The sequence below is a fragment of the Kosakonia sp. SMBL-WEM22 genome, from assembly GCF_014490785.1.
Lineage (GTDB): Bacteria > Pseudomonadota > Gammaproteobacteria > Enterobacterales > Enterobacteriaceae > Kosakonia.
Genome location: NZ_CP051488.1, coordinates 3,835,924 through 3,861,770, shown reverse-complemented (window position 1 = coordinate 3,861,770; position 25,847 = coordinate 3,835,924). Strand labels below are relative to the sequence as shown.

The 25,847-nt window shown below is 55.1% G+C and carries 23 protein-coding genes; 19 read left to right on the top strand and 4 right to left on the bottom strand.

All coding sequences use genetic code 11. The features are described from left to right. Positions 1-22 precede the first annotated feature (22 nt). The 16 genes from flgE to cheW all read left to right on the top strand — a co-directional run bounded on the left by flgE (position 23) and on the right by cheW (position 16,463). Positions 23-1,222 (top strand): flagellar hook protein FlgE, encoded by a 1,200-nt coding sequence (gene flgE, locus HF650_RS18535; RefSeq protein WP_187799851.1) that lies wholly within the window; start codon positions 23-25, stop codon positions 1,220-1,222. A 6-nt stretch (positions 1,223-1,228) separates the two neighbouring features. Continuing rightward, entirely contained in the window at positions 1,229-1,975 is a 747-nt protein-coding gene (locus HF650_RS18530; protein WP_187799850.1) for a flagellar basal body rod protein FlgF, read from the top strand. A 23-nt stretch (positions 1,976-1,998) separates the two neighbouring features. Then, positions 1,999-2,781, top strand: coding sequence for a flagellar basal-body rod protein FlgG (flgG, locus tag HF650_RS18525; protein WP_187799849.1), 783 nt, complete (start codon positions 1,999-2,001; stop codon positions 2,779-2,781). 87 nt (positions 2,782-2,868) lie between these two features. Continuing rightward, on the top strand, positions 2,869-3,543 hold the full coding sequence (locus HF650_RS18520) for a flagellar basal body L-ring protein FlgH (RefSeq protein WP_223284342.1): 675 nt from the start codon (positions 2,869-2,871) through the stop codon (positions 3,541-3,543). 24 nt (positions 3,544-3,567) lie between these two features. Next, on the top strand, positions 3,568-4,665 hold the full coding sequence (locus HF650_RS18515) for a flagellar basal body P-ring protein FlgI (protein WP_223284341.1): 1,098 nt from the start codon (positions 3,568-3,570) through the stop codon (positions 4,663-4,665). Next, on the top strand, positions 4,665-5,621 hold the full coding sequence (flgJ, locus tag HF650_RS18510) for a flagellar assembly peptidoglycan hydrolase FlgJ (protein WP_187799847.1): 957 nt from the start codon (positions 4,665-4,667) through the stop codon (positions 5,619-5,621). Before HF650_RS18515 ends, flgJ begins: the two co-directional genes overlap by 1 nt. A gap of 105 nt (positions 5,622-5,726) precedes the next feature. Next, on the top strand, positions 5,727-7,367 hold the full coding sequence (gene flgK / locus HF650_RS18505; RefSeq protein ID WP_187799846.1) for a flagellar hook-associated protein FlgK: 1,641 nt from the start codon (positions 5,727-5,729) through the stop codon (positions 7,365-7,367). Positions 7,368-7,414: 47 nt separating this feature from the next. After that, complete coding sequence (flgL, locus tag HF650_RS18500) at positions 7,415-8,338, top strand: flagellar hook-associated protein FlgL (protein WP_187799845.1); 924 nt, start codon at positions 7,415-7,417, stop codon at positions 8,336-8,338. Between the two features lie 119 nt (positions 8,339-8,457). Then, entirely contained in the window at positions 8,458-10,119 is a 1,662-nt protein-coding gene (locus HF650_RS18495; protein ID WP_187799844.1) for a methyl-accepting chemotaxis protein, read from the top strand. A gap of 128 nt (positions 10,120-10,247) precedes the next feature. After that, the gene (locus HF650_RS18490; protein WP_187799843.1) at positions 10,248-10,979 is read left to right on the top strand and encodes an RNA polymerase sigma factor FliA; all 732 of its coding nucleotides are present in this window, start codon (positions 10,248-10,250) and stop codon (positions 10,977-10,979) included. 156 nt (positions 10,980-11,135) lie between these two features. Then, complete coding sequence (flhD, locus tag HF650_RS18485) at positions 11,136-11,483, top strand: flagellar transcriptional regulator FlhD (RefSeq protein WP_083699332.1); 348 nt, start codon at positions 11,136-11,138, stop codon at positions 11,481-11,483. Between the two features lie 14 nt (positions 11,484-11,497). Next, on the top strand, positions 11,498-12,046 hold the full coding sequence (gene flhC / locus HF650_RS18480) for a flagellar transcriptional regulator FlhC (RefSeq protein ID WP_187802756.1): 549 nt from the start codon (positions 11,498-11,500) through the stop codon (positions 12,044-12,046). 71 nt (positions 12,047-12,117) lie between these two features. Continuing rightward, positions 12,118-13,020: a flagellar motor stator protein MotA gene (gene motA, locus HF650_RS18475; RefSeq protein WP_187799842.1), complete on the top strand. Its 903-nt coding sequence runs from the start codon at positions 12,118-12,120 to the stop codon at positions 13,018-13,020. Beyond that, the gene (motB, locus tag HF650_RS18470; RefSeq protein ID WP_187799841.1) at positions 13,017-13,946 is read left to right on the top strand and encodes a flagellar motor protein MotB; all 930 of its coding nucleotides are present in this window, start codon (positions 13,017-13,019) and stop codon (positions 13,944-13,946) included. The genes motA and motB overlap by 4 nt, the downstream gene beginning before the upstream one ends. Further along, positions 13,946-15,919 (top strand): chemotaxis protein CheA, encoded by a 1,974-nt coding sequence (cheA, locus tag HF650_RS18465; protein ID WP_187799840.1) that lies wholly within the window; start codon positions 13,946-13,948, stop codon positions 15,917-15,919. Before motB ends, cheA begins: the two co-directional genes overlap by 1 nt. Before the next feature lie 37 nt (positions 15,920-15,956). Continuing rightward, entirely contained in the window at positions 15,957-16,463 is a 507-nt protein-coding gene (gene cheW / locus HF650_RS18460) for a chemotaxis protein CheW (RefSeq protein WP_187799839.1), read from the top strand. Positions 16,464-18,096: 1,633 nt separating this feature from the next. On the opposite strand, the gene HF650_RS18455 is transcribed toward cheW, so the two are convergent. Further along, the gene (locus tag HF650_RS18455; RefSeq protein WP_187799838.1) at positions 18,097-19,341 is read right to left on the bottom strand and encodes a FliC/FljB family flagellin; all 1,245 of its coding nucleotides are present in this window, start codon (positions 19,339-19,341) and stop codon (positions 18,097-18,099) included. 512 nt (positions 19,342-19,853) lie between these two features. Between HF650_RS18455 and fliD the strand changes: the two genes are divergently transcribed. From fliD to fliT, 3 genes are read left to right on the top strand one after another with little or no spacing between them, the layout of a single operon-like run. Continuing rightward, positions 19,854-21,332, top strand: coding sequence for a flagellar filament capping protein FliD (gene fliD / locus HF650_RS18450; protein ID WP_187799837.1), 1,479 nt, complete (start codon positions 19,854-19,856; stop codon positions 21,330-21,332). A gap of 48 nt (positions 21,333-21,380) precedes the next feature. Continuing rightward, positions 21,381-21,788: a flagellar export chaperone FliS gene (fliS, locus tag HF650_RS18445; protein WP_187799836.1), complete on the top strand. Its 408-nt coding sequence runs from the start codon at positions 21,381-21,383 to the stop codon at positions 21,786-21,788. Continuing rightward, the gene (fliT, locus tag HF650_RS18440) at positions 21,781-22,119 is read left to right on the top strand and encodes a flagellar protein FliT (RefSeq protein WP_187799835.1); all 339 of its coding nucleotides are present in this window, start codon (positions 21,781-21,783) and stop codon (positions 22,117-22,119) included. The genes fliS and fliT overlap by 8 nt, the downstream gene beginning before the upstream one ends. A gap of 52 nt (positions 22,120-22,171) precedes the next feature. On the opposite strand, the gene HF650_RS18435 is transcribed toward fliT, so the two are convergent. Genes HF650_RS18435 through flhB form a run of 3 tightly spaced genes read right to left on the bottom strand, consistent with a single transcriptional unit; the run spans position 22,172 to position 25,826 of the window. Continuing rightward, complete coding sequence (locus HF650_RS18435) at positions 22,172-22,573, bottom strand: flagellar protein FlhE (RefSeq protein WP_187799834.1); 402 nt, start codon at positions 22,571-22,573, stop codon at positions 22,172-22,174. Beyond that, positions 22,570-24,681: a flagellar biosynthesis protein FlhA gene (gene flhA, locus HF650_RS18430; protein WP_187799833.1), complete on the bottom strand. Its 2,112-nt coding sequence runs from the start codon at positions 24,679-24,681 to the stop codon at positions 22,570-22,572. The genes HF650_RS18435 and flhA overlap by 4 nt, the downstream gene beginning before the upstream one ends. Further along, a complete protein-coding gene (flhB, locus tag HF650_RS18425; protein WP_187799832.1) occupies positions 24,681-25,826 on the bottom strand; it encodes a flagellar biosynthesis protein FlhB in 1,146 nt (381 codons plus the stop codon). The genes flhA and flhB overlap by 1 nt, the downstream gene beginning before the upstream one ends. Positions 25,827-25,847: the final 21 nt, after the last annotated feature.

Here is a 25,847-nt window from a genome sequence, read left to right as displayed (position 1 = left end):
ACGCGCACAGGACATTTAGCAAATGAGTTTCTCTCAAGGTCTTAGTGGATTAAACGCCTCATCGCAGGCGTTGGATGTCGTCGGTAACAATATCGCCAACTCCCAGACGGTCGGCTTTAAATCCGGTTCCGTGGCGTTCGCCGATGTCTTCGCCGGCTCGCAGGTCGGGATGGGCGTTCAGGTCTCCGGCGTCAACCAGAACTTCAGCGATGGCGTGCTCGGCGCGGGCAGCAGCGCGCTGGATATGGGTATCCAGGGCAACGGTTTCTTCCGCATGGTGACAGAAGCGGGGCGTGTTTTTTACAGCCGCAATGGTCAGTTCCAGACCGATGAAAGCGGTTATGTGGTCAACAACCAGGGCATGCGCCTGACCGGTTATATGGCCACCGGCACGCCGCCGGCGATCCAGCAGGGCGCACCGGTAGGCGCGATCCAGATCCCGACCGGGCAGATGCCGGCGCGGGCTTCTGACGCGGGGTCTATCTCCGGCAACCTCGACTCCGGTAACGATGTGGTCTCTGTGACCCCGTTCGATCCGACGAATGGCGACTCTTACACCTACTCCACGCAGGTCAACGCCTACGACAGCCTCGGTAACGAGCACGCCATTAACGTCTACTACGTGAAAACTGCGGATAACCAGTGGACCGCGTACTCGGTGGACTCCACGTCACCTGGCACCACCAGCTCCGTCAATCTGACCTTTGATACCTCCGGCAAGCTGACCACCAACCCGGCTGAACTGACTGTCGATGGCGCGGCTTACCAGGGCGGCGCGGCGCTCAACTTCAACCTCGATCTCTCTGGCCTCAGCCAGCAGGCATCTGAAAATACCATGGACAGCCCGAGCACCACCGGTTATCCGCCGGGATTGATGAACGGCTACACCGTCGGTGATAACGGCCAGATCATCGCCTCCTACAGCAACGGCGAAAGCCAGCTGCTGGGCCAGGTGGTACTGAGCAACTTCACCAACCCGGGCGGTCTGGAGTCGGCAGGTAACAACTGCTGGACCGAGACGCTGGAATCCGGGCAGCCGGTAACCGGTATTGCCGACACCGGCAACCTCGGCTCGCTGCGCGGCAACATGCTGGAAGCCTCCAACGTGGATCTGAGTAAAGAGATGGTGAACATGATTGTTTATCAGCGTAACTACCAGTCCAACTCGCAGACCATCAAAACCCAGTCTGAGCTGTTACAGACACTGGTTAACCTGGGTTAATAGCGGATGGATCGAGCGATATATACCGCAATGGGCGCGGCTAACGCGGCGCTCAACCGCCAGGCGGTGACCTCAAACAATCTGGCGAACGCATCGACCAACGGGTTCCGGGCGCAGATCGCCGCCTATCGCGCGATCCCGGTGCGCGGCCCGTCGGTGGAGACCCGCACGATGGTGACGGAGTCGACGCCGTGGAGCGACAGCACCATGGGCGCGATGCAGGCCACCGGGCGCAACCTTGACGTGGCGATGCCGCAGAACGGCTGGCTGGCAGTGCAGTTGCCCGACGGCAGTGAAGGCTACACCAAAGATGGCAACATCGAAGTGGATGCCGACGGCCAGCTGCGGGTCCACGGTATGCCGCTGATTGGCGATGGCGGCCCGCTTGCCGTTCCACCACAGGCAGAACTGACACTTGCCGCGGACGGCACCATTACCGCGCTGGGTGCGGGTGATGAGCCCTCCGCGCTGGCGCAGATTGGTCGCCTGAAGATGGTCAATGCCACCACTGGCATGCTGAAACATGGTGACGATGGCCTGTTCCACGTCGCCGATCCGGCCGCTGCCGCCGTGCTGCCCGCCGATGCCGATCTGCGTCTGATGCCCGGCATGCTGGAGGGGAGCAACGTCAGCCCGGTGAAATCGATGGTGGAGATGATCGCCACCTCACGCGGCTTCGACATGAATATGAAAGTCATCACCAGCGTCGATGACAATGAACAGAAAGCCAATCAGTTACTGAGCGCCAGTTAGGCCGCGGTAAGGAGAACAACAGCATGATCCGCTCTTTATGGATTGCGAAAACCGGCCTCGAAGCCCAGCAAACCAATATGGATGTAATTTCCAACAACCTGGCAAACGTCAGCACCAACGGCTTTAAACGCCAGCGGGCGGTGTTTGAAGATCTGATCTATCAGACCCTGCGCCAGCCAGGTGCGCAGTCGTCTGAGCAGACCACGATTCCGTCTGGTTTACAGCTTGGCACCGGCGTACGTCCGGTGGCGACCGAGCGTATTCACAGCCAGGGTAGCCTGACGCAGACCAACAACAGCAAGGATGTCGCCATTGAAGGCGGCGGCTTCTTCCAGGTGCTGCTGCCGGACGGCACCACCGCCTATACCCGCGATGGATCTTTCCAGTTTGACCAGAACGGTCAACTGGTGACCGCCAGCGGTTATCAGGTGCAGCCAGCAATCACTATCCCGCAGGATGCGCAGAGCCTGACCATCGGCAACGACGGTACGGTAAGCGTCACGGTGCCAGGCCAGACCGCGCCGCAGCAGGTGGGACAGCTGACGCTGAGTTCGTTTATCAACGACTCCGGCCTTGAAAGTATTGGTGAAAACCTCTATCGCGAAACGCAATCATCGGGTGCGCCGAATGAATCTACGCCGGGTCTCAACGGCGCGGGCACCCTCAAGCAGGGCTATGTCGAAACCTCCAACGTTAATGTGGCGGAAGAGCTGGTCAATATGATTCAGACCCAGCGCGCCTATGAGATTAACAGTAAGGCGGTCTCGGCCTCTGACCAGATGCTGCAACGATTGTCACAACTTTGAACCCTGGCCGCGGGCGCGCTCGCGGCTGCATTACCTGTAGTGAATATGATGACTAATCTCCCTTGCTCTGAAACTACGCTGGGCCGTATGGCCTCAACGCTCCTGTTAATGAGTCTGTTAACCGGCTGCGCTTACATTCCACAAAAACCGCTGGTAGGGGGGGAAACCTCTGCCGCGCCCGCACCGGTTGCTGCCGCATCGGTTAACGGCGCAATTTTTCAGTCAGGGCAGGCGATGAATTATGGTTATCAACCAATGTTTGAGGACCGCCGTCCGCGCAATGTCGGCGACACGCTGACCATTACGCTGCAGGAGAACGTCAGCGCCAGCAAAAGCTCCTCTGCCACCGCCTCGCGCGATGGCTCGACGGATGTGGGCATGAGCACCGTACCGGGCTTCCTCTCCGGGCTGGTGGGCGGCGGTAAAGCCGATGCTTCGCTGAGCGGCACCAACGACTTCGCCGGTAAAGGCGGGGCGGCAGCGAAAAATACCTTTAGCGGCACCATCACCGTGACAGTGAAACAGGTGCTGGAAAACGGCAACCTGGCCGTGGTGGGGGAAAAACAGATTGCCATTAATCAGGGAACGGAGTTCATCCGCTTCTCCGGCATCGTGAACCCGCGCACCATCAGCGCCAGCAACACCGTTGTATCGACCCAGGTGGCAGATGCGCGTATTGAATATGTCGGTAACGGCTATATCAACGAAGCGCAGCAGATGGGCTGGTTACAACGCCTGTTCCTTAACCTTTCTCCTTTTTGATTGATGATGAAAATATCTTCCTTTATGCGTTATCTGGCGCTCTTCTGCTGTCTGTCGGCGCTTGTCGCCAGTCAGGCCAGCGCCGAGCGGATCCGGGATCTCGCCTCGATTCAGGGCGTTCGCGGCAACTCCCTGATGGGCTACGGCCTGGTGGTGGGCCTGGATGGTACCGGCGATCAGACCATGCAGACGCCGTTTACCACCCAAAGCCTTAACAACATGCTTTCGCAGCTCGGTATTACCGTGCCTGCGGGGGTCAATATGCAGCTGAAAAACGTCGCTGCGGTAATGGTGACTGCAGAGCTGCCGCCCTTTGCCCGCGCCGGAGAGAAGATCGATGTCGTGGTCTCTTCAATGGGCAACGCCAAAAGTTTGCGCGGCGGTACGCTGCTGATGACGCCGCTGAAGGGCGCGGACAGCCAGATTTACGCGCTGGCGCAGGGGAACCTGCTGGTTTCCGGCGCAGGCGCGCAGGCGGGCGGCAACCGTGTGCAGGTTAACCAGCTGAATGGCGCACGCATCAGCGGCGGCGCAACGGTTGAGCGTGAGGTGCCCTCTAATTTTGCCGGGCAGAGCACGCTGAAACTGGTGCTGCACCAGGATGACTTCACCGTGGCCCAGCAGATCAGCGATGCCATTAACCGGCGTTATGGCGGCGCGGCCGTGGCGGAAGATGCCCGTACCGTGAGCCTGCGTGCACCGCTCGACAGCGCGGCGCGCGTGCGCTTTCTCTCCGCAGTGCAGGATCTGCCGCTGCGGGTAGACGCCGGTGATGCGCGCATCATTATTAACTCGCGCACCGGTTCGGTGGTGATGAATGGCCATGTCTCTCTCGACGCTTGCGCCGTTGCGCAGGGAGATCTGACCGTCGAAGTGGCGCAGAATCAGCAGGTCAATCAGCCTAATGCACCGCTGGCCGGCGGCCAGACGGTGGTGACGCAAAATACGCAGCTCTCGGTGCGTGAACAGAGCGGCTCTCTGCAGCGTGTACAGACCAGTACCGATCTCAACAATGTTGTCCGCGCCCTGAATGGTCTTGGCGCAACGCCGAATGATTTGATGGCGATTCTGCAATCGATGAAAACCGCAGGCTGCCTGCATGCTCGTCTGGAGATCAACTGATGATTGGCTCTTCTGTACCGCAGGCGGCGTTTGACGCCCACAGCCTGGATGCGTTAAAGCTGGCGGCGCGCAATGATTCACCGCAGGCGCTGACTGCCGTTGCTAAACAGATGGAGGGCCTGTTCGTGCAGATGATGCTGAAAAGCATGCGCCAGGCCAGCTTTAAAGATGGGCTGTTCAATACCCAGCAGTCGGAGATGTTCACCTCACTCTATGACCAGCAGATTTCGCAAAACATCGCTGACAAAGGCAGGATGGGGTTTGCCGATCTGATGGTTAAGCAGCTGACCGGCAAAAGCGATGCGGTGGCGGAAACGGTCACTTCCACGCGTGAAGTTCCCCTCAATATCAGTCCGGCACGCTTTATTAGCGTGCCGCTGCGTCTGCAACCGGCAGAGCAGGGGGCGGCGCAGGCCAGTGATGGACGGACAGCGCTGCCCGAAGTACCCGCCATTCCCGGCGGCGGTTTTATCTCCCGCATGATGGCACCGGCCATGGCGGTGGCGCGTTTAAGCGGTATTCCCCATCAATTGATTATTGCCCAGGCGGCGCTGGAGTCCGGCTGGGGTAAACGGGAAATACTCACCGAGGAGGGTAAACCGAGCCATAACTTATTTGGCGTAAAAGCGACAGCGGGGTGGCAGGGCGAAACGACGGAAATAACCACCACCGAATATGAAAATGGCGTGGCGCAAAAAATAAAGGACAAATTTAAAGTTTATTCCTCTTATGCCGAAGCGCTGGAAGATTATACCTCGTTAATTAGTCGTAATCCTCGTTATAAAAATGTTGTGAATTCGGAAACTCCGGAAATAGCGGCAAAAGCGTTGCAGTCTGCGGGTTATGCAACGGATCCGGCCTATGCGAAAAAATTGATCAATATCATTCAGCAGGTGCGAAATAGGGTGAGTGAAGCGACAGAGGCATATTCTTCGGATTTTTCCACATTATTTTAGGCTGCAGGCTTTAGCGAAATTTTGCAGGGCCGATAGATATAGAGAGCACTACTTTTATCGGGGGCTTCTTATCTCCTCCTCCTCCTCTGGTAAGGATCGATACCAATGAATTTAATCAATCTGGCCCAGTCCGGGCTTAACGCCGCGCAGAATGCGTTAAATGTGGTAGGTAATAACTTGTCCAATGCCACAACAACAGGCTATAGCCGCCAGAATATTATTCTCGGCGAGGCGGGCGGGAAATCCACAAGCTATGGCTTCTTTGGCTATGGCGTAAAAGTCGGTGATGTGCAGCGCGCTTACGACGGGTTTATGACGAATCAGGTCCGTGGCGCGTCCACGGAATTTTATACCCTTAATAGCCGTTATCAGCAGGTCAGCCAAATTGATGACATGCTCGGCGACAGCACCAACAATATCTCTGTCACCATGGATAGCTTATTTGAAGCCATGGAGTCCGTGAGTAAAGACCCGGTCGATCCGGCCGCACGTCAAAGCGTGCTTGCCGAGTTCAACGCGCTGGCGAACCAGTATCGCAGCAACAGCAAAACCTTAAACGGCCTTGAGCAGAGTACCAACACGCAGATTAGCCAGAGTGTTGACGATATCAACTCCTATACCAGCCAGCTGGCGACTCTCAATGAACAGATTGAGAAGGTACACGGCCAGACTGGCGGTATGCCTGCCGACCTGCTTGATCAGCGCGATCAGCTGCTCAGCCAGCTCAGCGAGAAGATCGGCATCAAAGTTAGCGAAAACAGCGATACCGGTGCGGTCAGCGTCTCGATGCAAAACGGCATGGCGTTGGTGAGCGGTGGCAAATCCTACGAATTACAGGCCAGCGCGTCGGCAAGCGATCCCAATACTACCGTGGTGGCGTATGTTGACGCCTCTGGCAATGCCTTACCGCTGGATGAAGAGAAGACCACTGGCGAGCTGGGTGGGCTGTTTAAATTCCGCAACGAAGATCTGGTCTCCGCGCGCGATCAGCTCAACCAGCTGGCGCTGCAGATGGCGAACAAATTCAACGAAGTGAACGCCCAGGGGTACGATCTTGACGGCAATGCCGGCGGCGATCTCTTCGACATTGCCGATCCGCTGGCGGTGGGCAACATCAATAACACCGGTACCGGTTCGCTGGACGTTAACTTCACCGATATTCCATCGGTGAAATCGGAAGATTACGAACTGGTCTATAACGGCCCGGGCAGCACCGACTGGACCATTACTACCAGCGATGGCCGCAGTATCACGCCGACGATTGGCAGCAACGGCGAACTGGAGTTTGAAGGTATCTCCGTCACACCGGGCGGCGCACCGCAGCCGGGCGACAGCTTCACCCTCAACCCGACCGACGGCGCGGCAGATAACCTGACCGTAGCGATCACCGACGGCGATCAGATCGCCGCGGCGAAATCTGCCGATCCGGACGATCAGAGCGATAACGAAAACATCCTCGATCTGATTGCTATCAAAGATGAAGAGGTAGTCGATGGGAAGACGCTCTCCGGCGCTTACGCCAGCCTGGTCAGCTCCGTTGGCTCTTCCGTCAGCGCGCTGAAAGCAGATATGTCGACCGCCGCCAATGTCTATGACCAGTGGGCGCTGCAGCAGCAGTCCGTTTCAGGGGTCGATATCACGGAAGAGTACGTCAACCTGCAGATGTTCTCTCAGTACTATCAGGCGAACGCGCAGGTGCTGCAGACCGCGAATACGCTGTTCGACACCATTTTAAATATCCGCTAATCGCACCCGGGTAACCGGGTTGCTTAATCTACGATCGGGAAAAGACGATGCGCCTTAGCACAAGTTATATTTTTCAAAACCGCATAGACAGCCTGGGTGACGCGATGACGGGTTATAACGACCTTGCGACCCGCCTCTCTGCCGGCCAGACGCTGCTGAAGCCCTCTGACGATCCGACCGGCGCGTCGCAATCTGTCACTTTACAAACGGCACTGTCGCGCATGAGCCAGTACGACACCGCGCGCACCTACGCGCAGGATGCATTAGGCCAGGAAGATAACACGCTCGACTCCATCTCTAATCTGCTGACAGAAAACCTGACGCAAAAAGTGATTGCCGGCGGGAACGGCGCTTACTCTGACGAGGATCGCGCTGCGCTGGCGGAAGAGTTACAGGGCATCCGCGATAACCTGCTGGATCTGGCGAACACCAAAAACAGCGACGGTCGTTATATCTTTGCCGGATATAAAACCGGTAACGCGCCGTTCCAGGCCGATGGCACCTATGTCGGCGGCGATACCGCCATGACGCAGGTTGTCTCCGACAGCACTGAAATGCAGGTCGGTCATACCGGTAATGATGTGTTCCTGAGCGGCACACCGGACGACCTGTTTAAAGCCCTCGATAGCGCAATTGCACAGCTCAAACAGCCGGTCACCAGCGATGCGGACAGGGATGCGCTTCAAGCTGTTCTGGATGATGCCAATCTCAGCATCAAGGCAAATATCGATAACCTGGGCAAGGTACGCGCTACCGTGGGCACCAATATGCAGCAGATTGAATCGCTTGGATTCAGCGCTGAAGCACAAAGTATCAATGTGCAGAGCCGCCTGCAGGAAACATTAGGTTCGGACTGGGACTCAATGATTACCTTATTATCACAATCAAAGATGTCGGAATTTGCGCTTAACTCATCCATGACGGTATTTCAGTCAATGCAGCAGCTCTCTATTTTCAAAGTGATGGGCTGATATTTCGCTTCGGATGTTTAAATCCCGTACGCAATTATGGGAATGTTATTAGATGTATATATGAATAAGCTCTCCCAACGCGGAGAGTTTATTGTGTTCCCTATTATTCAGGTTCAGCTATGTTTAAAGACTTAAAAATATCCACAGGAATTAATATCCTGGTTGGTTTGTTAATTGTTTGTATTATTGCTGTGGCAAGTTATGCATTGTCCAGTGCAAAATCCTCATCAGATAACTTCGATGATGCGGTAATGACCAACAATAATATCGATGCGTTGAATGGCGCGATTCTCGGCCTTTCTAATGCGATGGCGCAGGTCAACGCCGGTATGCTGGCCACCATGATTAACCAGCCGGTTAATCAGGCCGATATCGACAGCGCGAAAAAGTTGTTTTCCGATGCGGAAAAACAGATGAACAAATTTATGACCATTCCTTTCAAGACCGAAGAGGAAGAGGTTATTGCGGCAAGAATCCACAAGCGCTTTGAAAGCGTTCTGGCCTTCTCGCTGAAGAAAATGAACTACATCAATAACCCCACCGCTTATACCAACGATGTAGTTGATGAGGCAAAGCAGCGTGTCGCCTTAAAAGAACTGGCGGATGAGTACCTCGCGTTTGCTGAAGAGCTGGTGACGGGTTTTGGTGAGACCGCCCATGCCGATACGCAGCGTATGACGATGTTTGCTATGTTCGCTCTCATTCTGGCCGTCATCGCTGCCTTAGTCTCCCGTATCTGGTTAAAACGTACCATTTTCAATCGCCTGGATCAGGCAGTTACCGCTTTTCAGTCTATCGCTTCCGGTAATCTGAGCACCCGCATTGAGGCCGGTGCGCAGAATGAGATCGGCAAAATGCTAACGGAAGTGGAGGGGATGCGTCAGTCGCTGACCGACACCGTGTATGGCATTCGTAACGGCGTGAAGCATATCTATAGCAACGCGCAGGAGATTGCGACCAGCAACAACGATCTCTCTTCACGTACTGAGCAGCAAGCGTCTGCGCTGCAGGAAACAGCCGCCAGCATGGAAGAGCTGAAAATAACCGTACGTCAAAACGCCGATAATGCCCATAGTGCGCAACAACTGGCGGAAAGTGCCAGCGTCAGCGCACAGAAAGGCGGCGAAGTGATGAGCAATCTTGACAAGATCATGGTGGAAATCACGGCGAACTCTCGTCAAATTGCCGATATCAACAGCGTGATTGACAGCATTGCTAACCAGACCAACATTCTGGCGCTGAACGCCGCAGTCGAAGCGGCGTGTGCGGGCGAGCAGGGCCGCGGTTTTGCGGTTGTCGCCGGTGAAGTGCGTAATCTGGCGAAACGCAGCGCCGATGCGGCGAAAGAGATCCGCCAGCTGATTAACACCTGCGTTGCCAATATGAATACCGGCTCGCAGGAAGTGGAACTGGCTGGTGCCTCAATGCAGGAGATTGTTAAATCCGTGGTGCAGGTGACCGATATTATGGCGGAAATCACCTCGGCCTCTGATGAGCAGAGCACCGGAATTAATCAGATTGCTCAGGCGGTGAATGAGATGGATCTGGTTACCCAGCAGAACGCCCAGATGGTAGAAAACGCCGCGAAAACGGCTACCAGCGTTGAGCAGCATGCCAGCAGCCTCGATCAGATCGTGGCGCAGTTTGTGGTTAATGAACATCACGTTTCCGCCCGTGCCCGTGAACAGCACGTTATGGAAACAGTGCGTCCTGTTATTTCCGCTACGCGAAAAGAGTTCGTTCCTGTTAAAAAATCCGAAGGGGATTGGGAAACGTTTTAATTTCAATAAGCCCATGCGGAAAATAAAGTCGCAATATGTTTAACTTTACGGTTTCTTATCAGGCTATTTGATTTGGCGATAATCAATAATAATTTAATTCTATTATTATCATCCCGGAAATTGTAATAGTGAATGGCTTATACAGTCCCGAAGGGACAATTCAAAAAGAGCAATTGTGGGCTAAATATGGTTATTTAGTTCGCTATGAAGCACTGAAAATGCAATCAAGATTATCAGCCAGCGTGGAAATTGACGATCTTATTCAGGCCGGTGCCATTGCTCTTCTTGATGCAATCGAACAGTTCGATCCAAAAAAAGGGGTCAAAATTAGCGTCTATATTGCCCAGCGTTTGCGCTGGGCATTTATGGATGAATTGCGGGAGCATGATTGGGTTCCGCGACGCGTGCGTCGCAAAACCCGCGAAGTCTCTTCCGCCATTATGCGCGTTGAACAGCGCTCCGGCGGCGCGGCTTCGGAATCCGATATTGCCGCTGAGCTTGGCATGACGCTGCAGGAGTATCAGCAGGTTCTCGCCGATACCAACACCAGCATGCTCTGTTCCTTAGATGAGCTGCAGGAATTACTGGCCGATGGCGTCGAGTTGGCGGAGCTTGAGCAGGATCACCTTGATCCCCTTAACGATGCCATGCTGAACGATTTAACCCGGCAGATCGGCAATGAGATCCGCGAGCTGCCAGAGCGCGAACAGATGTTGCTCAATCTCTATTATCAACAAGAACTGAATATGAAGGAGGTGGGATCGCTGTTGGGAATTACCGAAACTCGCGTCAGCCAATTACATAGTCAGACGATTAAACGTTTACGAGCGCGGCTGGAAAATCGCGGCTGGGAATCATAAGGTTATAAATCATATCCCATGCTGAAAATAAATAATGTCGATACATGACGCTGCCTGGTTATTTTCCAAATTTATCTAATTTTATTGTTACTCATTGGTTACGAATTACAGGACGGTAACTGCGTTATTGGTTACAAAATACAAGGGGCAGTTGAAGTGAACGTAACGAATTTTGATGAGCCTATGCAGTGTATCCGGGATATGAATCTCTCCTACCTGCTTTTGGCGCAGCGTTTAATTCTGGAAGACAGGCTTGCCGCTAAGTTTCGGCTTGGATTGAGCGAAGCCACAATCGATATTATTAAAGGGTTGACCTTTCCTCAGTTAATCAAGCTCGCATCGACCGGACAACTTATTTGCCAGCTGCGAATTGATAATGAAACGGTTATTGAGTGTTTAACCAGGGATTCCCGTATTGATGCTTTGCAGAGTATCCATACCGGAATCATCCTATCCACTGATTTGCTTAATTCTCTTTCCGGGGAAGAGCCGTCGACAACCTGAAAGCGGAGTTTATGATGTGTGAAAAAAGCATAATGTCGGAAATCAGGGATGCGCAGATTGCCATGGAATTGATCTCCTTTGGCGCAAGGATGCAGGTTCTGGAAAGCGAAACAAGCTTAAGTCGCAGGCGTTTATTAAAGCTTTATAAAGAGCTTAAAGGCTGTTCGCCGCCGAAGGGCATGTTGCCGTTTTCCACAGACTGGTATATGGCGTGGGAGCAGAATATCCATTCGTCCATGTTTTATAACATCTACTGTTATTTGCAAAAGACGGAATCGGGCCGCCCTGTCGAAATTATGCTTAAAGGCTACCGTCTCTATTTAGAAAATAGCCTGAACGGTGCCGCGCAAAAGCCCGTGTTAGGTTTAACCCGCGCCTGGACGCTGCTGCGTTTTATTGACTGCGGCATGATCAAACATATCGAGTGTTGCACCTGCGGCGGGCGTTTTATTACCGCGCCAGAGAGTACTCAGGGCGTCTTTACCTGCAGTTTATGTTTTCCGCCCTCGCGGGCAATTAAACGCGCAGGCCCCGAGCGAACGCTCACGACCCCCCGGGCTTAACCGGGCCGGGCATGCGCTACGCGCACTATTCAGCGTGGCAGGTTGTTTTTTTCAATGAGTAAGGAGTTGCAGTGTTAGTCATTATTGGCTATGTCGTCGTTTTCGCTACCGTATTTGGCGGGTTTGTGCTGAGCGGCGGTAACCTCGCGTCACTATTTCAGCCGACCGAGTTATTAATTATCGGTGGTGCCGGGGTAGGGGCTTTTATTGTCGGTAATAATGGCAAAGCGATCCGCGCTACCCTTAAAGCCCTTCCCACGCTGTTTAAAGGCTCGCATTTCACTAAATCGCTTTATCTGGATCTGCTTGGCATGCTCTATCTGCTGCTGGCAAAAAGCCGGCAGAGCGGGCTGGTCGCGCTGGAAAATGATATTGAAGATCCGCAAAACAGCCCAATCTTCTCCGCCTATCCGCGCCTGCTGGCAGACGCCGATATTATGAACTTTATCGTCGATTACCTGCGTCTGATGGTCAGCGGCAATATGAACGCCTTCGAAATCGAGGCGTTGATGGATGAGGAGATTGAAACCTGCGAGCATGAGCATGAAGTGCCAGCGCACAGCCTGAACGCCGTCGGCGACGGCCTGCCAGCGTTTGGTATTGTCGCAGCGGTGATGGGCGTGGTGAACGCACTGGCGGCGGCGGATCGCCCGGCGGCAGAGCTCGGCGCGCTGATCGCACACGCCATGGTCGGCACCTTCCTCGGGATTTTGCTTGCCTACGGCATGGTACTGCCGCTGGCGACCCTACTGCGCCAGCGTAGTGCTGAACATCTGAAGATGATGGAGTGCATCAAAACCACGCTGCTCTCCAGCATCAACGGGTATGCACCGCAAATCGCCGTCGAATTCGGCCGCAAAACGCTCTTCTCAACCGAGCGCCCAAGTTTTGCCGAGCTGGAAGATCACGTGCGCGAAGTCCGCTCCTCCTCTTCCTCCTCCGCTGCATCCTCTTCTGCGAGTGACGCAGCATGAGAAAGAAGCCCGTAGAGACCATTGTCGTTCGTAAAACCATCAAAAAAGGGCATGGTTCGCACGGCGGCTCGTGGAAGATTGCCTATGCGGACTTTATGACCGCGATGATGGCCTTCTTCCTCGTGATGTGGCTGCTCTCCTCCTCCAGCCCCGAACAGCGTCAGCAGATCGCCGACTACTTCAAGGTGCCGCTGAAGAACACGCTGGCTCATGGCCAGAAGGCGAGCCTGAGCGACAGCATCATCCCCGGCGGCGGTGATGATGCGATAAAGCAGGATGGTGAGGTATTTAAGCAAACGCTGCAAAAACTCGATCAAAAAAAGAGTGAAGCCAACCTTAAACGGGCGCAGGCGAAGCTGGAGAACCTGATTGAGGTTGATCCAAGGCTTAATAATTTCACCTCGAACCTGCGGCTCTCCCTGACCGACGACGGCCTGCTATTGCAAATTACCGATAGCGCCGACCGGCCGATGTTTAAGATCGGACGCCCGACGCCGGAAAACTACATGGTCAATATTTTGCAGGCGCTGGTGCCGGTGCTTAACGATATGCCCAACCGCATTATTTTGACCGGTCATACCGATTCACTCCCTTACGCGAATGGCGAGCAGGGCTACAGCAACTGGGAGCTCTCTTCCGATCGCGCCAACGCTTCGCGCCGCATTCTCTCTGGCGCGGGGCTTGCCAGTAAAAAATTCATCCGGGTCGTTGGTACGGCGGACACCATGATGCAGGCCGGCTCCAGTGCCGCCGATCCCATTAACCGCCGTATCAGTATCCTGGTATTAAGCCAGCAGAAAGAGAAACAGATCATGCAAGAAGATGTGCTTTTACGCGACACGCTGGTCACGCCTGAACGGCAGGCGGTCAGCGGCAAAGGCACGGCAGAGCCCGCCGTCAAGCGTGCTCCTGAGGAGATCAAATAATGGATATAAGTGATTTTTATCAGGCCTTTTTCGACGAGGCGGATGAGCTGATGGCGGATATGGAGAAGTATCTGCTTGAGCTGGATCTCGACGCTCCTGACAGGGAAGTGCTCAACGCTATTTTCCGTGCCGCCCACTCCATCAAGGGTGGGGCGGGTACTTTCGGTTTTACCGTTTTACAACAGACCATGCATATTCTCGAAAATCTGCTGGACGATGTACGCAGCGGTAAATTGCAGATCAACGACCCGATCCGCGATCTGTTTCTGGAGAGCAAAGATATTATGCAGGACCAACTGGACGCCTATAAAGCTTCCGCTGAGCCCGATCAGGAAGCGTTTCGCTACATTTGTGAAGCGCTACGCCAGATTGCCCTCGACAGCGCCGAACCGACTACCCTGCCTGCTGAAGTCGTCACGCCTGTAGTTGTCGAACCCATTGTGCAGCCCGTTGCCGCGCCGAAACCGGAGGGCGAGCGCTTAAGTATCATCCTCAGTAATATTAAAGAGGAGGATCAGCAGCCGCTGATTGAGGAGCTGGGTAACTTAGGCCAGGTCAGCGCGCTGCAGACGGATAAAACAGGCCTGCAACTGACGCTGGCGACGACCGCCACGCCGGACGATATCCTGGCGGTGCTCTGCTTTATCCTTGAACCCGAGCAGATTGCAATCTCGCCCGCGTCTGTGGAAGAGCCATCGGTTCCCGCCACTGATACCACCGCGCCTGCGCAAAACCGTACGGCTCCGGCCACCCGCGCCGCGCGCCCGGAAACCCCACGTGCGAAACCACAGCAGGCGGAGGCGAGCAGCATTCGCGTGGCGGTAGAGAAGGTGGATCAGATAATCAACCAGGTCGGCGAACTGATCATCACCCAGGCAATGCTCTCGCAACTCTCTGGCATGCTCGACTCCTCCAGCCACGATATCCTGATTACCACTATCGCTCAGCTGGAGCGCAACGCCCGCGATCTGCAGGAGTCGGTGATGTCGATTCGCATGATGCCGATGGATTATGTCTTCAGCCGCTTCCCGCGTCTGGTACACGATCTCGCCGGCAAGCTCAATAAAGAAGTCGAGCTGACGCTGGTTGGCGGATCCGCCGAGCTGGATAAGCGCTTGATCGAACAGATCGTCGATCCCTTAACGCACCTGGTGCGCAACAGTCTCGATCACGGCATTGAGCCGGTAGAGGTGCGTCGCGCTAACGGTAAAGCGGAGAAGGGCAACCTGGTGCTTTCGGCTGAACATCACGGCGGCAATATCATTATCGAAGTGACCGATGATGGTGCCGGGCTGAATCGTGAGAAGATCCTTGCCCGTGCGCAGCAGCAGGGAATGCCCATCAGCGACAACATGAGCGATGAAGATGTCTGGATGCTGATTTTTGCGCCGGGTTTCTCTACCGCCGAAAAGGTGACCGATGTCTCCGGGCGCGGCGTCGGCATGGACGTGGTGCGGCGTAACATTCAGGAGATGGGTGGCCATGTAACCATCCACTCCGAGCAGGGGCGCGGCTCCAAGATCCGCATTATTCTGCCGCTGACGCTGGCGATCCTTGATGGCATGTCGGTGCGCGTCGGCTCTGAGATCTATGTCTTGCCGCTCGGCAGCATGATGGAATCCCTGATGCTCTCCGAAAATACGCTGCACCGCATGACCGGCGGCGAACGCATGCTGCAGGTGCGCGAAGAGTATTTGCCACTGGTTGAGCTCGGCAAACTGTTCGGTATTCACGATGACGATTACGACTTCAACGACGGGATCGCGGTGATCGTGCAGAGCGCAGGTAGCCGTTATGCGTTGCTGGTCGATCAGCTGATTGGTCAACACCAGGTGGTGGTGAAAAACCTCGAACAGAACTATCGCAAAATCCCCGGCATTTCGGCGGCGACAATCCTTGGCGACGGCAGCGTGGCGCTCATACTGGATGTGGCTGTGTTAACGACATTGGCGAAAAACGCTAAACCTCACTGACAGCAAGCCTGAAGGGCGTTTTTGAAAAGGTTATAAGATGAACGTATCTGATTCAGACAAACAGTTATCGGGCGACAATGCCGGGAATGAGTTCCTGGTGTTTACCCTCGGCAATGAAGAGTACGGGATTGAGATCCTGAAGGTGCAGGAGATCCGCGGTTACGATCGCGTCACACGGATCGCCAACACCCCTGATTTTATTGCCGGCGTCACCAACCTGCGCGGCGTGATCGTGCCGATCGTCGATCTGCGGGTGAAGTTTATCCTCGGCTCTGCGGAGTTTGATCAAAATACCGTAGTGATTGTACTGAGCCTCAATAGCGGTCGTGTAGTGGGGATTGTGGTGGATGGCGTCTCTGATGTGCTGGCGCTCAACGCGGCGCAGATTAAGCCCGCGCCGGAGTATACCGTAACGCTGTCGACGCAGTATCTGCTCGGTCTCGGCTCGCTGGATGAGCGCATGCTGATACTGGTGGATATTGAGAAGCTGCTGAACAGCGAAGAGATGGAGCTGATTGAGCGCGTAACCGAGAACGCATTTTAACGCTCCTCGCTCAGGCATTGGTGCAAGCCCCTCCCGGCAACGGAAGGGGCTTTTTTGTTGCTGTTCCCGTAGGCCGGATAAGGCGCAGCCGCCATCCGGCAATGGGTGCCGCGGTGATAGTGCCGGATGGCGCGTACAGCTTATCCGGCCTACGGGGTCGGAGCAGTTTTGTAGGCCGGATAAGGCGCAGCCACCATCCGGCAAGGGGTGCCGCGGTGATAGTGCCGGATGGCGCGTACCGCTTATCCGGCCTACGGGGTCGGAGCGGTTTTGTAGGCCGGATAAGGCGCAGCCGCCATCCGGCAATGGGTGCCGCGGTGATAGTGCCGGATGGCGCGTACCGCTTATCCGGCCTACGGGTCGGAGCGGTTTTGTAGGCCGGATAAGGCGCAGCCGCCATCCGGCAAGGGGTGTCGCGGTGATAGTGCCGGATGGCGCGTACCGCTTATCCGGCCTACGGGGTCGGAGCGGTTTTGTAGGCCGGATAAGGCGCAGCCGCCATCCGGCAAGGGGTGCCGCGGTGATAGTGCCGGATGGCGCGTACCGCTTATCCGGCCTACGGGGTCGGAGCGGTTTTGTAGGCCGGATAAGGCGCAGCCGCCATCCGGCAATGGGTGCCGCGGTGATAGTGCCGGATGGCGCGTACCGCTTATCCGGCCTACGGGGTCGGAGCGGTTTTGTAGGCCGGATAAGGCGCAGCCGCCATCCGGCAATGGGTGTCGCGGTGATAGTGCCGGATGGCGCGTACAGCTTATCCGGCCTACGGGGTCGGAGCAGTTTTGTAGGCCGGATAAGGCGCAGCCACCATCCGGCAAGGGGTGCCGCGGTGATAGTGCCGGATGGCGCGTACAGCTTATCCGGCCTACGGGGTCGGAGCGGTTTTGTAGGCCGGATAAGGCGCAGCCACCATCCGGCAAGGGGTGCCGCGGTGATAGTGCCGGATGGCGCGTACAGCTTATCCGGCCTACGGGGTCGGAGCGGTTTTGTAGGCCGGATAAGGCGCAGCCGCCATCCGGCAATGGGTGCCGCGGAGATATCGCCGGATGGCGCGTACCGCTTATCCGGCCTACGGGGTCGGAGCGGTTTTGTAGGCCGGATAAGGCGCAGCCACCATCCGGCAAGGGGTGCCGCGGTGATAGTGCCGGATGGCGCGTACCGCTTATCCGGCCTACGGGGTCGGAGCGGTTTTGTAGGCCGGATAAGGCGCAGCCGCCATCCGGCAATGGGTGCCGCGGTGATAGTGCCGGATGGCGCGTACCGCTTATCCGGCCTACGGGGTCGGAGCGGTTTTGTAGGCCGGATAAGGCGCAGCCGCCATCCGGCAATGGGTGTCGCGGTGATAGTGCCGGATGGCGCGTACCGCTTATCCGGCCTACGGGGTCGGAGCGGTTTTGTAGGCCGGATAAGGCGCAGCCGCCATCCGGCAATGGGTGTCGCGGAGATATCGCCGAATGGCGCGTACCGCTTATCGGGCCTACGGGGTCGGAGCGGTTTTGTAGGCCGGATAAGGCGCAGCCTCCATCCGGCAATGGATGCCGACCAACGCTATCTAACAACATGCAGGCAAAAAAAAACCGCCCGGTGAGGGGCGGTTGAAGGATAAGGCAGGAACACCTGCCTTAAGCGGCAGAGATTAGCCCAGCAGGGAGAGCACGTTCTGCGGAACCTGGTTAGCCTGTGCCAGCACGGTGGTGCCTGCAGACTGCAGAATGTTCGCGCGGCTCATTTCAGATACTTCAGACGCGAAGTCAGCATCCAGAATACGAGAGCGGGATTCAGACAGGTTGTTAACGGTGTTGTTCAGGTTGCTGATAACAGATGCGAAACGGTTCTGTACCGCACCCAGACCGGAACGCATTTCATCAACCTGCGCCAGCGCGTCGTCAATTTTGGTCAGCGGATCGTCAGTTGCCGCAGCGGTAGAAAGTCTTTCACCTTTGGTCACTGCGCCGGTTGCGTCAGCGGTTGCTTCATATACGCTGCCGTTAGCATCTTGCAGGTAGAAGTTACCTTCACCATCCGTTACCAGATCTTCAGTCAGAGAACCCATGTTAGCCGTCTGAGTTACGCTAACAGAAGAGCCTGATTTATCGGAGCTCATGGTTACACCGGTAGTGGTTGCAACAGTAGTTGTGTCGAATTCGATACCGGTACCTGCAGCGTTTGCTTTCGCTTCGTAGTAGTTACCATCATCACCAACAACATAGGTTTTACCGTCAGAGCCGGTTACCACTTCTTCTGCAGCAACAGTACCGCCCGCAGAGTCGGTAACGTTGCTCAGATCATCAGCAACGGCAATTTTGACATTAATATCAGTGGTTGTGCTCAGTTTAGAAGCATCAACACCGCTTGCAACGGTGAAGCCGTCCATACCCAGAGTAGAGGCATCCATCTGGTTCAGTTCGATATCGATAGTCTGGCCATCGTTAGAACCAACCTGGATAGAGAGCTTCTGATCTTTGCTCAGTACTTTCACGCCGTTGAACTCGGTCTGTTCAGAGATACGGTTGATCTCGTCCAGACGCGCGTCGATTTCGTCCTGGATGGACTGACGGTCAGAATCAGAGTTGGTGCCGTTCTGTGCCTGTACGGACAGACGACGGATGTTCTGCAGGTTGTCGTTGATTTCGTTCAGCGCGCCTTCAGTAGTCTGCGCGATGGAGATACCATCGTTGGCGTTACGGGAAGCCTGAGTCAGACCGTTGATGTTCGCGGTGAAACGGTTAGAGATCGCCTGACCTGCTGCATCGTCTTTCGCGCTATTAATACGCAGACCAGAAGAGAGACGTTCAATGGCGGTACCCAGAGAGTCCTGAGATTTGTTCAGGTTGTTCTGAGCAACAAGGCTAAGGGCGTTGGTATTAATAACCTGGGACATGGGAGTTCCTTATACACTATTTACTATACGGAGTATGGTTATGCGTTATTTCGTTCGCATACTAAATAAATCGGCCCTTTAAAAAATGACTAAAATATTTCACCGCAAAAACTTTTCCCTCTGACCGCTCTTTTTTGATTAAACACGCTGTTTTTGCGTAATTCTGTTTCTTATTTGTGCGAATCCATGGTTCATTTTATGAATTGCTGGCAGGAGTGGCGTTATATCGAACATTTGGTTTCTGGTGATTTATCAGTAAAAACCTTGGTGATGCTTTATATATAAGGAAGAAAAAGCGTGGAAGTTACAATTTGCCAAACTGGAGCCATTTTTGCTGCTATTTAAAGGCAATGGCATAACACTTACTGAAAACCATTTTAATTAATCTAAAGCGAAAAGATTTGGATATATTTTTGCCATTAAGGTAATGGTAAAAAATTCATCTTTTATTTTTCTGCGCCGATAGCTTAATAGAGAACCACCGCAAAACGTGATTTCCGACAGGAGAAAAAATGGGTATTTCATCACTAGGCGTCGGTACCGGCGGGATTGATACAGCCTCTATGCTGGAGCAGATTCAGGCGGCCGAGCAGACCCGGCTGACGCCTTATACCAATCTTAAGAGTAAATATGAGTCGCAGATTTCTGACTGGGGCAAAATCTCCAGCCTGATGTCGACGCTGCAAAAAAGCATCACCACCATGGGCGGTGATGCCTTTAATAAGTTTAACGTCAGCAGTAACGAGGCGTTTACCGCCACGGCAAACAGCAGCGCACAGGCCGATAGCCACTCGGTAACCATCTCCCAGTTAGCCGCCGCGCACAAGCTGAAAACCCAGGCGCAAACCAGTGCTGATACCACTCTTGGTAGCGATACCAACGGTGGGACGCGCACCATCACCATCACCCAGAACGACGGCAAAACCATGGAAGTCGAGCTGGAAGATGATGAAACCTCGCTGAACCAGATTGCAAAAGCGATCAATAAAGAGAAGGGCAGCGTCACCGCCTCGGTACAGCGTACCGATGATGGCTACCAGCTGGTATTGAGCTCGAAAACCACCGGTACTGATGGCGAGATGACGGTTAAAGTGGAGGGTGATGCCGCGCTGGCGGGGGTGCTTGATACCTCTAACGGCGGTCAGCATATTGACGATCAGGGTCAGGTGATTAATGACGCGGGCCAGAGCGACAATATGATTTCGGTCTCCGATGCGAAAGATGCCAAATTGCGCGTCGACGGCTCGGATTACACCCGCTCCAGCAACAACATCACCGACATTATTGATGGCGTCACGCTGAACCTGAAAACCGTATCGGAAAATGGCGAAGCGGAGCAGTTAACGCTGACCAACGATACCTCGGCGATCAAGACCAGCCTGCAAGATTTTGTTAAGCAGTACAACGCGTTGCTGACGCAAACCACCTCCTCCAGCAAATATGTCGCGGCGGATACCTCCGAGTTAAGCGACGACGAAGTGGCGACCGAAAACTCAGATAACGGTTCGCTAATGGGGGATTCCACGCTGCGCGGGTTAGTAAGCGAGCTGCGCTCAACCGTTAACGGCGTGTATGGCGATGCGGGCGCGACTTACGGTTCGCTGGCGGATTTAGGCATCACTATCGATGCCGCAACAGGCCAGATGACGCTGGATGAGGACACGCTGGACGAAGCGATTGCCGATAACCCGGAAGAGATCGCCACCATGTTTACCGGCCGTGGCGATAACGAAGGGCTGGCGACCTCGCTTGGCACAATCATGACCGATTACCTCGGCGATTCGAAGAGTGACAACGACGGCATTATCGAAGGTGCGACCGAAAGCCTGGAAGAGCAGACTGAAATTGTGCAGGCGCAGATCGACAAGACTCAGAAGCTGATTGATGCGCAGGTGGAGGTTTACCGCGTGCAGTTCCAGAATCTGGACTCCCTGATGTCGAACCTCAATAGCATGAGCTCGCAGCTGACCTCACTGCTCTCCACTCTCTAATTATTAACTTTTAGCAGGTCGTAACAGGCCTGCTTTCAGGAGCGTTATATGTATGCATCACAAGGCGCTAACGCCTACGCCCGGGTTTCGCTGCAGAGCAAACTGGCTGGCGCAACGCCGCACCAGTTAATTACCATGCTGTTCGATGGCGCGCACAGCGCTATCTTGCAGGCGGTGATTCATTTCGAAAACGGCAATGTCGCCCAGCGCGGCAAAATGATCTCTAAAGCGATCAATATTATCGATAACGGGCTGCGTGCCGCGCTCGATCATGAAACCGGCAAAGGTATCGCCGCAGATCTGGAGCAGATGTATGAATATATGTCGCGTACCCTGCTTGAAGCGAATCTGCATAACGACCCAACGCCGTTAAAACATATTGATGGCTTATTAGTGAAGCTGGCTGAAACGTGGAAAGAGATTGAACCGGTACAGAAAAGGGTGCGCTATGGCTGAAATGATCCCTCTTTACTACCGTGAGCTGTATGAGATGAACCTGGCGATTCTGCAAATGGCGAGAGAAGCGCGCTGGGATGATTTTATTGAGGTCGCATCGCGTTATGTCATTAAGAAGCAGGATATTTTTAATAACAGTTCGGATGCGCTTTCGGCCAGTGAAAAAGAGGCGTTAAAAGCTCTGTTACAACAGTTGCTCGATAATGAAGCTGAAATCACCCGTAATTTACGGGCGCGTTTAGATACGTTAAAGCAGAATTTATCCTCTATACATCGTGGTGCCCGGTGCAGCCAACTTTATACCCTCCATCAAGCCCCTTCATTACATTAAGTTTATAAAAAAGGCTGTAGGTTCATTCTCACCTGGAGCCTTTTTATTTACCTTAACGATAATTCACGGTTAATTGATTACGCAGCACATTAAGCGGCGACTGAAGTTGCCCGGCACGGTTAATAGAATAGATAAAACGAAACTCACCTTTTGCGGCGAGCGGTATTTTAACGCTTAGCGTACCGGCAAGCGCAGGCAGAAGCAGGCACTTATCAATGCGACAGAGCTTAACCTGTAACCCCGAAGGGGGAGGGGTAAGCAGCGTGATGCGCCAGGCAATGCGCGTGATATTTGCGGAGGAGGGGATTGCGTCGGGCGCGTGCAGCGGGCGGCTGCGTAGCACCTGTTTACCGATGCTGACGCTGCCGCCGGCGCTGGTAGCACTCCAGGCACCTTGCTGCGATGCCGCCGCTGGCAACGCCAGCAGCAGACTCATTAACAGGGCGAACTTCATGCGCTAGTGCCAATCACGGCGGTCATCTGCACCGTTTTGTTGTGGCTGATCTCCATCGTCGACAGAACCCCCAATTGCGGAAAAGCGCGGCGCAGGAAGCGCGACACCATGGTGCGCAGCGCCGGATTGACTAACACCACCGGCGAGACGCCAATCGCCTGCTGCTCGGTAATCGCGCGATCGGCCTGACGCATCAGGTTTTCCGCAATCCCCGGTTCGATGGCGCTGCCGCTTTGCAGCGACTGAATCAGCAACTTCTCAAGCGAACTGTCGAGGCCAATCACTTTGATGTCGTTATCATTACGGAACCACTGGGCGGTAATTGCGCGGCCTAAACGCACGCGTACCTGCGCAGTCAGCTCATCCGGATCGCTCTGTATCGGCGCATACTCTGCCAGTGTGTCAATAATCGTGCGCATATCCCGGATTGAGACGCGCTCAGAGAGCAGGTTTTGCAACACTTTGTGGAACAGCGTCACGGAGATGACCCCCGGGATAAGATCCTCTACCAGCTTCGGCATCTCTTTGGTGATGCGATCGAGCAGCTGCTGCGTCTCCTGGCGGCTGAACAGCTCCTCGGTGTGTAACGTGACAAGATGATTCAGGTGGGTGGCGATCACCGAACTGGGATCAACCACCGTAAAGCCCTGGATCTGCGCCTGTTCACGCATCACCTCATCGATCCAGCAGGCGGGCAGACCAAACGCTGGATCGACACACGGCGTACCGGGCAGCGTCCCTTCGGCGTAGCCGGGGTTGATCGCCATCCAGCGATCGGACTCAATATCGCCGCTGCCAATCTCCACGCCTTTCAGCAGAATACGGTAATGACCAGGCGCCAAATCAAGGTTGTCGCGAATATGGATCGGCGGCGGCAGAAAGCCCATCTCCTGGGCGAACTTCTTACGGATACCGCGCACGCGCACCAGCAGTTGGCCATCCTGTGTGCTATCAACCAGCGGGATCAGGCGGTAGCCCACTTCAAGGCCGAGCACATCTTCCATCTCGACATCTTCCCATGATGCTTCCGCCGAGGCGTGATCGTTAGCAGCCTGCGCGCTGACGCTATCTTTATCATCCCGCGCGATACCGCGCCCGGCACCCGCCGGTTTTTTCATTTGGCGGCCACGCATCCACCAGGCGAGCCCCAGCAGAATGGCGGTGAACATCAGAAAGACAAAATTCGGCATACCGGGGATCAGCCCCAGCAGGCCGATAACGCCAGCCGAGAGCACCATCACCCGCGGGTTGCTGAAGAGCTGGCCGACCATCTGCTCGCCGATATCTTCATCGTTGGAGACGCGGGTGACGATCACACCGGCGGCGGTAGAGATAATCAGCGCCGGGATCTGCGCCACCAGGCCGTCGCCGATGGTCAGCAGGGTGTAAGTTTCCCCCGCCTCTGCAACGCTGAGGCCGTGCTGCAACACGCCGATGGTCAGGCCGCCGATGACGTTAATCGCCATAATCAGCAGGCCGGCGATAGCATCCCCGCGCACGAACTTACTCGCACCGTCCATTGAGCCGTAAAAGTCAGACTCCTGGGTCACTTCGCTGCGGCGACGTTTGGCCTCGGCTTCGCCGATAAGCCCGGCGTTAAGGTCCGCGTCGATCGCCATCTGTTTACCGGGCATGCCGTCGAGTACAAAGCGCGCGCCCACTTCAGCGATACGCCCCGCACCTTTGGTGATGACCATAAAGTTAATGATGATAAGGATGGCGAAGACCACGATACCAATCGCGAAGTTGCCGCCCACCAGGAAGTGGCCGAATGCCTCAACCACCCGGCCCGCCGCGGCAGCACCGGTGTGGCCTTCCATCAAAATAATACGCGTTGAGGCGATGTTGAGTGCCAGCCGCAGCAGGGTTGAGAAGAGCAGCACGGTCGGGAAGGCGGAAAACTCGAGGGTTTTCTGCGTAAACATTGCCACCAGCAAGATCATCAACGACAGGACGATATTGAAGGTGAAGAGCGTATCGAGCAAAAAGGCCGGCAGCGGCAGCACCATCATGGCGAGAATCAGCATGATTAGCACCGGTCCGGCCATAATTTGCCACTCGGTTTCTTTTAACGCCGGTAGGCGTAGTTTGCTGGCGAGATTAGCCATCAGTCTTTACTCTCAGTTGCAAAATCCATCGACGCAGGAACCGGAAGGTTCCCGGGTTTCTTCGGCGGAATGCCGCCGCTACTGCGCCAGCGTCGCAGGCCGTAAACCCAGGCCAGAACTTCTGCGACAGCGCTATAAAGCTCACCCGGAATTTGCTCGCCAATATCGCAGTGGCGATAGAGCGCACGAGCAAGCGGGGGGGCTTCGAGCATCGGCACGCGGTGTTGCGCGCCCAGCTCGCGTATTTTTAAGGCGATATCGCCGGCACCTTTCGCCACCACCGTCGGCGCGCTCATGCCGCCCTCCTTGTAGGAGAGCGCCACCGAGTAGTGCGTCGGGTTGTTAACGATGACATCCGCTTTTGGGATATCGGCCATCATCCGGCTGCGCGCCGCCGCACGCTGCATCTGCTTGATGCGGCTCTTGATATGCGGATCGCCCTCTTGTTGTTTAAACTCATCGCGGATCTCCTGGCGACTCATACGCAGCTTCTTCAGGTGACTCGTGATTTGGTAGAAGACGTCATAGCCCACGACCGGTAGCAGGAAGAAGATCACCATTAGCAGGCAGTCAAACACCATGCTCATGGCATGGGCGACCGCCATCGGCAGTGCTTCGTTAACCAGCTGAATGAAATGCGCTTTGTTGTTGTAGAGGTAGAGCGCAAAGGCACACGCCACCAGCGCCACCTTCAGGCAGCCTTTAAGCATTTCCGACATCACCTGCGCAGAGAAGAGCCGTTTTAGCCCTTGCAGCAGCGACAGCCGCTTGAGATCAACCTTCAACGATTTGCCGCTTAAGTTGACCCCGCCCAGCAGCATCGGCCCGGCAATACCGGTGACGAAGAGGCCCAGCAAGATGGGCAGCAGCGCACTGCCCATCATCTCCAGTAAAAAGCGCGCCTGATGAAACATCGAATGCGGATCCATCACCGGCAACCGATTGAGCACCAGCCCACTTTGCAGCAGCTGCATCATGTTATGTGCAAACTGATTGCCGCCAGAGAGCAGCAGCGCCCAGCCGGCCAGCAGCATCAGTAATGAACTCAGCTCTTTCGAGCGCGGGATCTGCCCCTCTTCACGTGCCTTCTGTTTTCGGTGGGGCGTGGGCTCTTCGGTTTTCTCTACGTCGCTCTCTTCTGACATGATCTGCTCAGTACACGGGCC